This is a genomic window from Streptomyces sp. NBC_01549 (assembly GCF_026339955.1).
Lineage (GTDB): Bacteria > Actinomycetota > Actinomycetes > Streptomycetales > Streptomycetaceae > Streptomyces.
The window spans coordinates 329,564-343,453 of the sequence record NZ_JAPEPW010000001.1 but is presented as its reverse complement, the minus strand read 5'-3'; the positions used below and the strand labels follow the sequence as shown (position 1 = coordinate 343,453).

At 71.3% G+C, this 13,890-nt stretch carries 10 protein-coding genes; 7 read left to right on the top strand and 3 right to left on the bottom strand.

The genetic code is table 11. From position 1 onward, the window contains the following. Positions 1–128 precede the first annotated feature (128 nt). The 3 genes from OG819_RS01450 (at position 129) to OG819_RS01440 (ending at position 2,611) form a co-directional block, all read left to right on the top strand. Positions 129–680 carry a DUF1707 and FHA domain-containing protein gene (locus tag OG819_RS01450; RefSeq protein WP_266629960.1) on the top strand — a complete coding sequence of 184 codons (552 nt, stop codon included), beginning with the start codon at positions 129–131 and terminating at the stop codon, positions 678–680. 150 nt (positions 681–830) lie between these two features. Then, the gene (locus tag OG819_RS01445; RefSeq protein WP_266647619.1) at positions 831–2,198 is read left to right on the top strand and encodes a M14 family zinc carboxypeptidase; all 1,368 of its coding nucleotides are present in this window, start codon (positions 831–833) and stop codon (positions 2,196–2,198) included. Beyond that, a complete protein-coding gene (locus OG819_RS01440; RefSeq protein WP_266629964.1) occupies positions 2,195–2,611 on the top strand; it encodes an SSI family serine proteinase inhibitor in 417 nt (138 codons plus the stop codon). The genes OG819_RS01445 and OG819_RS01440 overlap by 4 nt, the downstream gene beginning before the upstream one ends. A 149-nt stretch (positions 2,612–2,760) precedes the next feature. On the opposite strand, the gene OG819_RS01435 is transcribed toward OG819_RS01440, so the two are convergent. Further along, positions 2,761–4,011, bottom strand: a complete 1,251-nt coding sequence (locus tag OG819_RS01435; protein WP_266647617.1) for a M14 family zinc carboxypeptidase — start codon at positions 4,009–4,011, stop codon at positions 2,761–2,763. 423 nt (positions 4,012–4,434) lie between these two features. Here OG819_RS01435 and OG819_RS01430 point away from each other — a divergent pair, with 423 nt between their 5' ends. Beyond that, positions 4,435–5,535 carry a cytochrome P450 gene (locus OG819_RS01430; RefSeq protein ID WP_266629968.1) on the top strand — a complete coding sequence of 367 codons (1,101 nt, stop codon included), beginning with the start codon at positions 4,435–4,437 and terminating at the stop codon, positions 5,533–5,535. Here the strand turns inward: OG819_RS01430 and treY are convergent. Together treY and glgX are read right to left on the bottom strand one after the other, a co-directional pair. Beyond that, positions 5,495–7,900, bottom strand: coding sequence for a malto-oligosyltrehalose synthase (gene treY, locus OG819_RS01425; RefSeq protein WP_266647615.1), 2,406 nt, complete (start codon positions 7,898–7,900; stop codon positions 5,495–5,497). The two genes, OG819_RS01430 and treY, sit on opposite strands and share 41 nt — an antisense overlap. 60 nt (positions 7,901–7,960) lie before the next feature. After that, positions 7,961–10,069, bottom strand: coding sequence for a glycogen debranching protein GlgX (gene glgX / locus OG819_RS01420; protein WP_266647613.1), 2,109 nt, complete (start codon positions 10,067–10,069; stop codon positions 7,961–7,963). Between the two features lie 178 nt (positions 10,070–10,247). Here glgX and OG819_RS01415 point away from each other — a divergent pair, with 178 nt between their 5' ends. From OG819_RS01415 to OG819_RS01405, 3 genes are all read left to right on the top strand, one after another. Then, positions 10,248–11,063, top strand: coding sequence for a Tat pathway signal sequence domain protein (locus OG819_RS01415; protein ID WP_266647611.1), 816 nt, complete (start codon positions 10,248–10,250; stop codon positions 11,061–11,063). A gap of 96 nt (positions 11,064–11,159) precedes the next feature. Next, positions 11,160–12,479, top strand: a complete 1,320-nt coding sequence (locus OG819_RS01410; RefSeq protein WP_266629976.1) for a copper amine oxidase — start codon at positions 11,160–11,162, stop codon at positions 12,477–12,479. Between the two features lie 113 nt (positions 12,480–12,592). Continuing rightward, a complete protein-coding gene (locus OG819_RS01405; protein ID WP_266429616.1) occupies positions 12,593–13,831 on the top strand; it encodes an SAV2148 family HEPN domain-containing protein in 1,239 nt (412 codons plus the stop codon). Positions 13,832–13,890 lie beyond the last annotated feature (59 nt).

The following is a 13,890-nucleotide window of genomic DNA, read 5'->3' as shown; positions in this document are numbered from 1 at the left end:
TCGCTTTCGAATCCACCCTTTTGCCGCATGTTTGCCACGTGATGGACGCGTGGAACCCACCTGTCGGCGGCAGCGGCCGTTTCCGGGTCTTCTGGACACCCCGCTCCTACTGACCGACAATCACCTCCGTGACGTCGTCTTTCGAGTTCCACACGTACCCCGCGCGGTTGTCCGACGCGGAGCGCGACCGGGCGCTGAAGGCGCTCAGTGACGGCGTCGCCCTCGGGCGCCTCTCGCACGACACGTTCGTCCGCCGGATGGAACTGGCGCTCGCCGCCCGCCGCTCCGACGAACTCGACGTGCTCATCGCCGACCTGCCCACCGAGGGGCGCTGGTCGAAACTGGTGTTCGGCACCGTCGAGGCGGTCTCCGGCTTCACCGTACGGCTGCGCAGAGCCTGGCAGGCCGAGCGGCTCCCCAAGCTGCTGCTGCCCCACCCGGGCAACAACTACCCGCTGCGGATCGGCCGCGACCCCGCGAGCGGACTGCGGCTCAACCACGAGACGGTCTCCCGCGTCCACGCCGAACTGAGCCGCCAGGGCGGCCTGTGGGTGCTGCGCGACCTCGGCTCGACCAACGGGACGACCGTCAACGGGCGGCGGGTGATCAGCGCCGCCGTCGTCAAGGAGGGCGACCAGATCAGCTTCGGACGCATGTCCTTCCGCCTCTCGTCCTCCTGAGCGACCGACCCGCACCCGCGTGAGCCTTGGCCCCGGTTTCACTCACCGATTTCCTCGAATTCCCTTACGGCCGACAGTGTTGACGTACCCCCACAGTCGTGACTGACTGTGCGTACACCATGCACAGCAGGTGAACCGACGGCACCACATTTGTGGAGGTGCGCCCTGCCGCCACTCCTCCGCTACCCGACCGTGGACGAGCTGGGCGCCCGTGCGGCCGCGCTCGTCGCCCGCCGGCCGGTCGACGCCCGACTGCGCCGCGTGGGCACGTCACGGGCGGGCACCCCGCTGTGGCTGCTGTCCGTCGGACACGGCGGACGCCAGGCCCTCGTCGTCGCCGGACCCCACGCCAACGAACCCGTGGGCGGCGCCACGGCCCTGCGCCTGGCCGAACGGGCACTCGCGGACCCCCGGCTCTGCGAGGGCGCCGACGCCACCTGGAACCTGCTGCTCTGCCTCGACCCCGACGGCGCCCGCCGCAACGAGGCCTGGCTGTCCGGGCCGTACGTCCTCGGCCACTACTTCCGGAACTTCTTTCGCCCCGGCTTCCTGGAACAGCCCGAGTGGCTGCCCGAGGGCGCGGCAGGCGCCACCCTCCCCGAGACCCGCGCCCTCCTCGACCTCCAGGACGAACTGCGGCCGGTCTTCCAGTGCTCCCTGCACGGTGTCGACGTCGGCGGCGCCTTCGTCGAGCTGACCCACGAGCTGCCCGGGCTCGCCCAACGCGTCGCCCACACCGCGGCCCGCCTCGGCATCCCGCGTGAACTCGGGCCCTACGACACCCTGTACTGGCCGAGGCTCGGCCCCGCTGTCTACCGCATCCCGCCGCCGCACCCCGGCGACCTGGCCGCCGCGATCACCGAGGCCGCCGTCGAGTCCACCTGGTTCCATCCGCACCGCTACGGCACCGTCACCGCCGTCGTCGAGGCCCCCATGTGGGGCGTGGCGGCCGTGGAGGACACCGGCCGGCCCGCCGACGCCGACGCCGTGCTGCGCTCCGTCAGCCACACGCTGCGCCACGACACACGGCTCCTGGAGGGCATCCTCGGGCGGATCCGCCCGAGCCTCGACACCTTCCCGGAAGCGGCCCGTCTCCTCCGGCCCGTGGACGACTATTTACTCGTCGGTCCCGGCCTCGCCGACTCCTGGGACCCCGACGTGCAGGACGCCGGGGAGCGCCGCCTGCCACCGCTCGACACCGCCCGCCTGACGGCCCTGCGCCTCGCCGGCCGCCGGGTCGCCCTGCGCACGGCCGGGCTGCTGCACCAGCTCGTGACCGGTTCCGGGCACGACCCGAGCGGGGCGCTGCCGGAGCTCGACCGGCTGATCGACGCGTGGTGCGCCGACTACCGCGACGGCTGCGGGGCGCGCTGGATCCCAGTCGCCCGCCAGGTCGAGTACCAGGCGCGGGTGGTGATCGCCGCGTTCGAACTCGCCGGGCGGTACGCGCCCGTGCGCTCCCATTCGAGTGAGACGGGGTGGGGTTCGCAGGCCGCGCTGCCGATGCACCGGGAATGACGAGAAAAACCCACGCGGTACGCAACGCTCTCCTCGCGACAGCCGCCCTGCTCACCCTGGGCGCGACCCCGGCCCAGGCGGCGCCCCAGGAGGCGTTCCCCGGCAACTGGCTCTACCTCACCCTCACCACCGGCGATGCCCACTCGAGCAGTATCCGCGGCACGCTCCTGCTCTGCGACCCGCCCCAGGGCCACTCCCACGCGGCGGAGGCCTGCGCCGAACTCGCCACCACCGGGGGCGACATCTCCCGGATCCCACCCAAACCAGACACCATCTGTTCCATGATCTACGGCCCGGTCACCGCCGTCGCGCGTGGGGAGTGGGAGGGGCGGCAGGTGACGTACTCGCACACGTTCTCGAACTCGTGTGTGATGGGGGCTGAGACGGGGGCGGTGTTCGCGTTGTCGGGCTGAGGTGACGTCGGATGACAAATGACGAAATCTGTCATCGGATATCCGTCATCTGATATCTGTCATCCGTTGCCTGGCATCTGGCATCTGGCATCTGGCATCTGGCATCTGGCATCTGGCATCTGCCTTCTGTCAGACGTCAGCGTCAGACGTCAGACCGCGCCGTCCCGCGCATGCCGCGCCGCCGCGACCACCGTGCGGGACTGGTGCTCGACCTGGTGCTCCAGGGGGACCCAGCGGGCCCGGAAGCGTACGGCGAAGGCGTCGCTCCAGGTGGCGACCAGGCGTTCGAGGTGCGGCGCCGCCCGGTCGTCGGCCTCCCGGAGGACCCGCAGCAGCATCGCGGCAGCCCGCAAAGGGAGGCGGCGCCCGAACGCGTCGACACTGCCGACGTAGGCCATCGTCGGGTCGGGAGGCGGCGTCCGCACCCAGTCGTCGGCCAGGCCCGGTACCAGCTCCAGCGCCCACTTCGCGGCACGCAGGAGCGGCCCGTCGGGACCGGGGAGCCTCGGCAGGACCTCCGCGAGCACCGTCTCCACCTGGAGCGCGTCGCGCAGCAGCCGGTGTGCCAGGCGCCGCATCGCCGCGTCCGGCGCGGGATGCGGCGCCGGGTCGTCCACGAGGTCGCTGGCCCACATCGGCACCTCGACGACCGCGGTCAGACCGCCGTACCGGTGGGTGTGGTACCAGGTGCTGTGCCGGGCGTCGTCGGGCATGCTCGGGTACGCGGCGTCCGAGCCAGGCGCCGGCATCACATGCACCCCGGGTCCGGAGGCGGGCCAGCCGGCGGCGTCCGACGCGCCCGTTTCCACGGGGATGTGCAGTTCCGCCGCGGACTTGGCGAAGGGTTCGGCGAGGCCCGGGATGTCCTTGGTCAGCTGTACCCAGCTGCCGCCGAGGTCGGTGCCGTGCAGGGTCACCTGAAGGTAGGGCCGCAGCTCGTCGATGACCCCGGTGAGGGCGCGGGTCTCCGGGGGCAGCCGGTCGGGCGGCAGGACGGAGGGCGACCACTCGGGCTGCTCGGGGCCGGCCGGACGGAAGAACCCGAGGTGGTAGTCGAACAGGGTGCGTGGCGTCGGCGTCACATGGAGGCTCGCGCCGTCCGGATCCGCGCAGAGCAGGAAGTGCCAAGAGGTGTCGGTCCGCAACTCCCTTTCGTGCAGTACACGTTCGGCCAGGGCCTGGAGCGTCGAGCCGCCGGTCGGCTCGTTCGCGTGGGCGCCCGCCACGACGAGGACCGCGCGTTCGGCGTGACCGATGGACAGCAGGTGAAGGGGTCTTCCCGCGCGTGAGACGCCGATCTGTCTGAGGACGCACAGCCCGGGACGGTGAGCCGCCAACGCCCGGGCGGACGATACGATTTCGGTCACACTGGGGTAGCGCAACTCCGGCAGGAGACTCACCCCCGACTTGTCCGCCCTGCGTCGCTTTCCGCAGTACTCCACGGTCTGGGGGAACTGTCAAGGAGAGGGCGGGGCGACACCCCGGGGCGCCGGGTGGCATTGATCTCCGGCAGGGCGGGTGGGCGGCGCTGAACGAGGCGTGCGCGACGCCGCTCGCGCCCCGTCCAAGGGTCTGGACCGACCTCGGGAGCCCCGGTGTCACCCGTACGGGCGTACGAGGACTGCGGTACGGGGGCCGCGATGGTCGGCTGGGGACAACCGCGTGCCGCCCACGGCGCGCAGACCCGACGTGGGAGGCCCACGGTGTTGTGTCCTCACGGCCTTCCCGTCGAAGGCGCGTCGCTCGCGCCCAACACTCCCGTCGCTACGGTCGCTCCGGTCACGTCCATCGCTCCGGTCGCGACCTCGACACGACCGCCCGTCGTGCGACGGCTGTCCGACCCCCCGAGCCTGCTCACCCCCGGCATCGAACGCGATCCGTACCCCCTGTACCGCACCCTGCGCGAGAAGTTCCCGCTCGTGTACGACCGGCCGTTCGACGCCTGGCTGGTCAGCCGGTACGCCGATGTGCGCGCCGCCCTCGCCGACCCCCGGCTCGTCGCCCCGCCGCCCGGACGCACCCTGGCCCATTTGGAGGGCGGCACGCACAGCGCGCACCGGGCGCTCGTCTCACCGGCGTTCCGCGGACACGCCCTGACCGCGCTGACCGCCGGGGTCGAACGGACGGCGTACGTCCTCGCCCGCCGTCTCGCCGGCCGCCAGGAGGCCGACCTCGTCGCCGAGTTCTGCCACTGGCTGCCCACGGCGGCGGCCGTCGCCGCACTCGGGCTGCCCTACGAGGACACCGCGCGGGTGCACGCCTGGTGCCGCACCGGCCTCGACCATCTCGGCGGGCGCCACGCAGAGCTCGACGCCTTCCTGCGCCCATACATCGCTCGCCGCCGCGCCGACCCGGGCGACGACCTGCTCTCCGCGCTGTGTACGGCGCGGGCGGACGGGCGCCCGCTGTCGGACGAGGCCGTGGCCGGGATCGCTGGGACGCTCCTCGGCGCGGGCGGCGAGGCGACCGCGCACGCGCTGGCGTCGTTCCTCGCCAACCTCCTCGACCACCCCGGCCAGCTGGCGCTGGTCCGCGCCCGCCCCGAGCTGACGGCCGGGGCCTGGGCCGAGTCGCTGCGCCGCGATCCCCCGCTGCACATCGTGCTGCGCCGGGCCGTCGAGCCGGTCGGCGCGGTACCCGTGGGCGCCACCGTGGCGTGCCTGCTGGGCGCCGCGGGACGCGACCCGGCCCGGTTCGCCGACCCGGACCGCTACGACGTCTTCCGCCCTGACCCCGGGCAGCTCGCGTACGGCTCCGGACGGCACTTCTGCCCCGGCGCGCTGCTCGCCCGGCTCACCGCGGAACACGGCCTGCACGCCCTGCTCGCTGCCCTCCCGGAGCTGCGCAGGTCCCCGGGTTTTCGGCCCGCCGCGGACGGCCTGCTCAGCCGCTCGCCCCGGAGCCTGCTGGTCCGCCCGCGCTGACCCGCTCCAGAAGGACCACCGGCAACCGCTCGAAAAGCTCCGCCACACGCGTGTGCCCGGTGAACTCCCGCTCCGGAGCGAGCACGTCCGCCCACCGCCCTTCCGGGAGGGCGAGCCGGGTGTCGCGCCAGCCGCCCGCCTGAGCCAGGCGCAGCGAGAGCCGCGTGACGGCGGAAATCACCTCCCCGGAGCGGACGAACGCCGTGCAGTGCGCGGCGCCCGGACCCTCCGCCGTCAGCGGTGTGTATGTCGCCGCGTCGCCGAAGACCTCGGGACGCCGCCCGCGCAGCCGCAGCGCCGCCGTCGTGAGCGCGGCCTTCGCCGACGCCTGCTCCAGGGGCACGAACGGCTCCCGGTTGTCCGGGTCGACCAGCGCCAGATACTCGCCCTCGGTGCCCTGGTAGACGTCGGGCACCCCGGGCATCGTCAGCTGGACCAGAGCGGCCCCCAGGACGTTCGCCCGGACGTGCGGGGCGAGCGAGGCCCGGAGGTCCGCCACGCGCCGCCCGGGCGGCCCGCAGGGGCCCGCCGCGACGAAGGCCGCCACCGAGTCCTCGTAGGCGGGGTTCCGCTCGGTCCAGGAGGTGTGCAGCCCGGCCTCCCGGACGTGCTTGAGCAGTGCCCCCCGGACGCGTTCCGCGTCGGCCGGGCCCAGCCCGAACACCGTCTGCCACGCGGCCCACGCCAGCTGGGGGTCGGGTACGCCCGTCGCCCCCTCGCGGGTCACCTCGGCCAGCACGTCCGCCCACCGCTCGGGGCACTGGCTGAGCACCGAGAGGGCGGCACGGACGTCGGCGCTGCGTTTGGTGTCGTGGGTCGACAGGGCGGTGCCGGTGGCGGGCCAGTCGCGCTGCACGCGCGCGCAGTAGGCGTGGAAGTCCTCCGGGGCCACGGCCGGAGCGCCCGGGTTCCCGCCCACCTCGTTGGCCGACAGCAGGGGCACATAGCGGTAGAACGCGGTGTCCTCCACGGACTTCGCCCGCAGCGCGGACGAGGTCTGCGCGAACCGGGCCCGAAACTCCGCGTGCTCGGGCCCGTCGCCCGCCCGCCCGAGCAGCAGGTCCCGTACGACGTCCACGGCGTGCGCCTCCTCCGGCACCGTGAAGACCGCCCGGGCTTCTTCGGCGGCCTCCTCGGTCACGACCAGGGAGGCGTCCGTGGACGGGTACGGCCGGTACACCTCGACGCGCACGAGGAGCTCGCGCAGTGCGGTGGCCAGGGCCCAGGGGGCGTGATCGCGCGGCTCCGGGTCGGGGGAGGCGGCGCACAACCGGCTCGCCACGCGCGTGAGGCGGTCGAACTCCGTGGCCAGCTCGTGCGTGATCACCTTGTACGCAGCCCGGCGCACCGTCGCCCCCCAGCGGCCGCCCCGATCGGCCTGGGGGGCCGCGAACCGCCGGTACTGGCCGAGGAGTTCCCCCGCGCCCGCCGGGTCCGTGAAGAGGCCGTCGACGTGCCGCAGGGCGTCGTAGCCCGTGGTGCCCGCGACGGGCCAGGCGGCGGGCAGCGGCTCGCCGTCCGCGAGGATCTTCTCGACCACCGTCCAGCGCCCGCCGGTCGCCTCGTGGAGGCGGCGCAGATAGGCGTCCGGGTCCGCCAGACCGTCCGGATGGTCGATGCGCAGCCCGTCGACCACACCCTCGTCCAGCAGCTCCAGGAGCTTCGCGTGGGTCGCCGTGAAGACCTCCGGGTCCTCGACACGCACCCCAATGAGCTCCGAAATGCTGAAGAAACGGCGGTAGTTGAGGTCGGTGCGGGCCAGCCGCCACCAGGCTGGGCGGTACCACTGCGCGTCGAGGAGTTCCGGCAGCGGCAGCCCCGCGGTGCCCTCGCGCAGCGGAAACACGTGGTCGTAGTAGCGCAGCACGTCGCCGTCCGCCTTCAGCCGGCCGATCTCCGCGCCGAGCCGGCCCCCGAGCACCGGCAGCAGCAGCCGGCCGCCCCCGGCGTCCCAGTCGATGTCGAACCAGCGGGCGTACGGCGATCCGGGGCCCTCGCGCAGCACCTCCCACAGGGCGTGGTTGTGGCGCGGGGCCATCGCCATGTGGTTCGGCACGATGTCCACGACCAGGCCGAGCCCGTGCTCCCGCGCCGTGCGGGCCAGGGAGCGCAGCCCCTCCTCGCCGCCGAGTTCGCCCCGTACGCGTGCGTGGTCCACCACGTCGTAGCCGTGCGTCGAACCCGGGACCGCCTCCAGGACGGGGGACAGGTGCAGATGGGAGACGCCGAGCGAGGCCAGGTACGGCACGGCAGCCTCGGCGGCCCCGAAGGGGAACTCCGGCTGCAGCTGCAGCCGGTAGGTGGCGGTGGGTGCGGCGGGTACCACCGGGGCCGGGATCTCCCGTTCGGGACGCTCAGGTGTCATGGCAACCTACGTACCCGCCTCGCCCTCTTTCGTGTCATCGGCGTACGCCTGAATGACCGGCTACGCGGGCCGTTGCAGCACGGTCAGGCTCCGGTCGAGCAGGGTCAGCCGGTCGCCGGCCTGGACCTTCGCGCCCGTGCCCGCCGTCACCCCCTCCGGGAGGGCCGTGTCGACGACCACCTGCCACTGTCGCCCGTGGTTGACCGGAACCACGAACTCCAGGGACTTGGGCGAGGCGTTGAACATCAGCAGGAAGGAGTCGTCGGCGATGCGCTCACCGCGCGGGCCCGGCTCGGAGATCGCGTTGCCGTTGAGGAAGACCGACAGCGCCTGCGCCTGCGTGGACCCCCAGTCGCGCTGGGTCATCTCGGTGCCCGCCGGGGTGAACCACGCGATGTCGGACAGCTCGTCGTGGGTGCCCTGGACGGGACGGCCGTGGAAGAAGCGGCGCCGCCGGAAGACCGGGTGGTCGCGGCGCAGCCACACCATCGCGCGGGTGAAGTCCAGCAGCTCGCCGCCGTCCTCGGGCCACGGCACCCAGGCCAGCTCGCTGTCCTGGCAGTAGGCGTTGTTGTTGCCGTTCTGGGTGCGCGCGAACTCGTCGCCGTGGCTGAGCATCGGCACGCCCTGGGAGAGCATCAGCGTGGCGATGAAGTTGCGCTTCTGACGGGCCCGCAGCGCGAGTACGGCCTCGTCGTCGGTGTCGCCCTCGGCGCCGCAGTTCCAGGACCGGTTGTGGCTCTCGCCGTCGCGGTTGTCCTCGCCGTTGGCCTGGTTGTGCTTGTTGTTGTACGAGACGAGGTCGTTGAGCGTGAATCCGTCGTGGCAGGTCACGAAGTTGATGGAGGCGAGCGGACGGCGGCCGTCGTCCTGGTAGAGGTCCGAGGAGCCGGTCAGCCGGGAGGCGAACTCCGCTAGCGTGCGCGGCTCGCCGCGCCACAGGTCTCGTACGGTGTCGCGGTACTTGCCGTTCCACTCGGTCCACAGCGGCGGGAAGTTGCCCACCTGGTAGCCGCCCTCGCCGACGTCCCAGGGCTCGGCGATCAGCTTCACCTGGGAGACCACGGGATCCTGCTGTACCAGGTCGAAGAACGACGACAGCCGGTCCACCTCGTGGAACTGGCGGGCCAGCGTGGCCGCGAGGTCGAAGCGGAATCCGTCGACGTGCATCTCGGTGACCCAGTAGCGCAGCGAGTCCATGATCAGCTGGAGCACGTGCGGGGAGCGCATGAGGAGCGAGTTGCCGGTCCCCGTGGTGTCCATGTAGTAGCGGGGGTCGTCCGCGAGGCGGTAGTACGAGGCGTTGTCGAGGCCCCGGAAGGACAGCGTCGGGCCGAGATGGTTGCCCTCGGCGGTGTGGTTGTAGACCACGTCCAGGATGACCTCGATCCCGGCCTCGTGCAGCGCCCGGACCGCCGATTTGAACTCCAGGACCTGCTGGCCGCGGTCGCCCCAGGACGCGTAGGTGTTGTGCGGGGCGAAGAAACCGATCGTGTTGTAGCCCCAGTAGTTGTTGAGGCCCATCTCCACCAGCCGGTGGTCGTTCACGAACTGGTGTACGGGCATCAGCTCCAGCGCCGTGACACCCAGCTCCGTGAGGTGTTCGATGATCGCCGGGTGGGCGAGCGCCGCATAGGTGCCGCGCAGTTCCTCGGGTAGCGCCGGATGCCGCATCGTCAGGCCCTTCACATGGGCCTCGTAGATCACCGTGTGGTGGTACTCGGTGCGCGGGCGCCGGTCGTCACCCCAGTCGAAGTACGGGTTGACCACGACCGAGGTCATGGTGTGCGGCGCCGAGTCCAGGTCGTTGCGCTTGTCGGGCGCCCCGAACGGATAGCCGTACACCTCCTCGCCCCACTCGACCGAGCCGCTGATCGCACGCGCGTACGGATCGAGCAGAAGCTTCGCGGAGTTGACGCGCTGTCCGCGCTCGGGCGCGTACCGCCCGTGCACCCGGAACCCGTACCGCTGTCCGGGCATGATCCCCGGCAGGTACGCGTGCCGAACGAACGCGTCGCTCTCGCGCAGTTCCACCGCCGTCTCCGAGCCGTCGTCCTGCAGCAGACACAGCTCGATCCGGTCGGCGGCCTCCGAGAAGACCGCGAAATTGGTACCGGCGCCGTCGTACGTGGCACCGAGTGGATACGCCTCTCCAGGCCAGACCTGCATGGATATGACTCTTCCAGTAGTGCCGCGCCCCTGAGGGCAACTCGGAGTCGAGTCTCCCCGAAAGTGAGGGAACCTCATATGACTTGTGTCCCTCTTACCCGCTGACCAGGCATACGTCGTATGCCGAACCAGTGGGGCTCAGATCACTCCTGGAGAAACAGAGGGAGTAGGGGGAAATGTGCGCAAGATAGTGCACCGCCATCTGGGAAAGGTGGTGGCGGGTGCGGCCGTCGCGGTGGCCGGGACGGCCGTGATGGTCGGGATCACCCTTCCGGGCTCGGCGGGTGCCGATGAGAGCTCGGGCGGCCTGCGCGGCGGCAGCCAGGCCGCACAGCAGGCGGGACAGGGACAGGGGCAGACGGCCGTCGAGCCCGGCGTCGTCGAGCGGGCCCCGGCCGAGGGTGACAAGGGCACCGGCCGTGACCCGCTGACCGACGACGAGACCAAGCGGGTCGAACAGATCGCGCTGAACCGGCAGTTGTTGACCTCCGGCGAGAACGTCGAGGGGCAGCGCGGCCCGCAGCGCATCGGTGTCGACCTCGCCGACCCGGAGGAGAACGAACTCGACGACCCGAACGCGCCGCGCCGCGCCGACGTCACGTTCTACGACTACAAAGACGACACGCTCGTCACCAAGACGGTCAACCTCGGCAGCGGGAAGGTCGAGCGGACGGACACCCAGCACGGTGTCCAGCCGCCCATCACTCGCGACGAGATGGTCGAGGCCGCGAAACTGCTGATCGCCGACCCGCTCGGCGCGGGCCTGCGGGCCGACTACAAGGACGCCACCGGCAAGGAACTCACCTCGCCCGACCAGCTGACGCTGAACAGCATGGTCTACCGGGCGACCTCGGGCGCCCAGCCGGCCCTCCTCGGGAAGTGCGGCGAGCACCGCTGCGTGAGGCTGTTCCCGAAGGTCAAGAACGGGTCCTGGATCGACGCCCGTGAACTGGTGATCGATCTGAGCGCCCGCAAGGTCGGCAAGCTCGGCTGAGCCGCGACCGACGCGCTCCGGGCGGCCGAGCCGCCTCCGTTCACTTTTCCAACTCACCTCCTTCTTCCGCATGCTCTGGCAAGGAGTCTCTTCGTCATGCGCGTGAACAGAATCAGTCGTGCCCGCAGCCGGACGGCGGTCGGTCTCTCGGTGGCCGCACTCGCCGTCGGCGCGACGACGGCCGCGGGTCCGGCCGTCGCCCAGCCCAAGGCCGCGCCCGCGGCGGCCCCCAGCTGCAGCACGGCGTACAAGATCGAGCAGAAACTCTCCACCGGCACCACCTGGCGCATGTGCTGGCACTACGAGAGCGAGGCCGGGCTCGTCCTGGAGAACATCTCGTACCAGCCCAAGGGCGAGGCCCAGCCGATCAAGGTCCTCACCAGCGCGAAGCTCGGCCAGATCCACGTCCCCTACGACGACGGCAAGGCCGAGTACGACGACCTCACGGGCGCCGGCTTCGGCCAGGGCCTGATGAAGATGGCGCCGGGCGAGTGTCCCGGCGGCACCATCAAGACCGTGAAGATCCCCAACTCCTGGGACCCGCAACACCCGAACGTCAACGGCCTGTGCACCACCACCCGTTCGCGCGGCCACGCCTACCGCATGGAGGCCGACACGGGCAACAAGGTCTTCCAGACCCAGGGCAAGGACCTACTGATCTACACCGTCAACAAGGTCGGCTGGTACGAGTACATCAGCGAGTGGCGCTTCCAGGACGACGGCACCATCAGCATGAACATCGGCGCCACCGGCAGCCTCTCGCCCGGCGACTACGACGCGGGCGACGGCCGCGGTTGGCCCATCGGCAAGGGCGCCAAGGCCTACGCCACCAGCCACAGCCACAACGTCTTCTGGCGGCTGGACTTCGGCCTCGACGGCTCCTCCAAGAACAAGGTCGAGCAGTACGACTCCGTGGTCAGCCCGCCCCGCAACGGCAACGAGGGCCCGACCAACAAGACCACCCTCACCAAGGTCACCAAGGAACTCGCGGGCGACGCCGCGAACATGCGCTGGTGGCGCGTCGTCAGCGACACGGGCAAGAACAAGGACAACCACGCCCGCAGTTACGAGATCGTCCCGGGCGCCACCACCAAGTACCTCGGCCGCCCCTTCACCAAGCACGACGTGTACTTCACCGAGTACAAGAAGTGCGAGCAGTTCGCCACCGACAACCTGCTCAACTGCGGCGCCGGAGCGGGCAAGTCCGTCGACAAGTACGTCAATGGACAGACGCTCACCCACCCCATCGTGTGGGTCAACGTGGGCTTCCACCACATAGCGCGCGACGAGGACCAGCAGCCCATGCCGGTCCACTGGCAGGGCTTTTCCATCGCCCCGCGCGACGTCACCGCTATGAATCCGCTCACTCCGCCGGAGCTCGCCGACCAGAACGGACATGTGGAAAACGGTAGTTGAGAAACGACCTGCCCATTGGGCTGCACCGCCCGCCGCTCCCGGAGTACCCTTCCTTGATCGTTGAGTGGGGCTGACCCACGGAAGAGCTCGGGGGAGCGGAAGGCGGTGCGCGGGTGGGCTCGGGAGGGCTGGAGTTGCCTCCTGGTGACGAGGGTCACGAGGGGAACTCCACAGATGTCCCACCCGGCGCGGTGTCCCTGGCGCGGCCGATGGAGATGGGATCCATTGGACCGGAACTGGACTGGGGCGCCGACGCCTGGCGTGAGGTGCGTACGCGCGCCCAGCGAGCCGGCCGTGCCTATATCTGGCTGAACCTGGTCGAACAGCGGCTGCGCGCGGTCGTGGCCGCTGTTCTGCGTCCCATCTACGAACCCGTCCACGGCGACGAGTGGGTGGTCGCCGCCGCCGGACCCGCCGGACAGGAGTGGGTGCAGCGTGCGGTCGCCGTGCGTGAGGTCAGCCGCCGCAAGGGCTACCTGCTCGACCCGGCCGACGACAACGTGCTGAGCTTCCTCACCCTGCCCCAGCTGCGCGAGCTGATGGTGCAGCACTGGCCGTGCTTCGAGCCCTACTTCGACGAGCGCCGGGACGTCGAACTCGCCCTGGACGAGCTGGAAGTCACCCGGAACGTGGTCTCCCGCAACCGGGCCCTGTCCGAGGCGGTCCTGGGACAGGCCGAGCGCGCCGCGGCGAAGCTCCTGGAGATCCTCGGCGCGGGCAGCGACGTGCCCTCCGCCCGCCGGCTGCCCGTCGACGCCGTCGAGGACCTGGTCGGCGACCGGTACGCGGACGTGGTCGGCGTGCACTCGGACCGGGTGCGGCTGCTGCGCCAGTTCCCCGCCGAGGACCTCTTCGGCGGCGCCCGCCGCCTCGACGCCATCGGTATCGGTCTGAACCTGCTGGTGCAGAACTTCTCCGGGCGGCGGCTCGTACGCCTGGCCGAGTCGGGCTGCCGGGTACGGCTGCTGTTCCTGAACCCCGCGTCCAGCGCGGTCAAGCGGCGCGAGCGCGAACTCGGCCTCAAACGGGGCGAGCTGAGTCGCGCCGTGGAGATGAACATCCTGCACATGCGGCGGGTGCGGGCCCGGCTGCGCGATCCCGGCGCGTTCGAGATCCAGGTGTACGACGAGACGCCGCGCTTCACGGCGTACCTCGTCGACGGGGACGGCTCGGACGGTATCGCGATCGTGCAGTCGTATCTGCGTCGCGCCCGCGGTATGGAGGCACCGGTGCTGGTGCTGCGCGGCGGCGGCCGGGTGGTCAAACCGGATGAGGTCGGCGAAGAGGGGCTCTTCCCGACGTACCGCGAGGAGTTCGAGGTGGCTTGGGCGGATTCGCGTCCGGTGTCCTGAAGTGTCGCTCCGGCCGGGGTCGTGATGTGGTGCCCGGCGCCGGGAAGCGGAACGCGGTC

Bases quoted from the DNA above. Each gene is read 5' to 3' on its own strand.
- OG819_RS01440 (WP_266629964.1), top strand. From the start codon at position 2,195: ATGACGAGAAAAACCCACGCGGTACGCAACGCTCTCCTCGCGACAGCC.
- treY (WP_266647615.1), bottom strand. From the start codon at position 7,900: ATGACACCTGAGCGTCCCGAACGGGAGATCCCGGCCCCGGTGGTACCC.
- glgX (WP_266647613.1), bottom strand. From the start codon at position 10,069: ATGCAGGTCTGGCCTGGAGAGGCGTATCCACTCGGTGCCACGTACGAC.
- OG819_RS01410 (WP_266629976.1), top strand. From the start codon at position 11,160: ATGCGCGTGAACAGAATCAGTCGTGCCCGCAGCCGGACGGCGGTCGGT.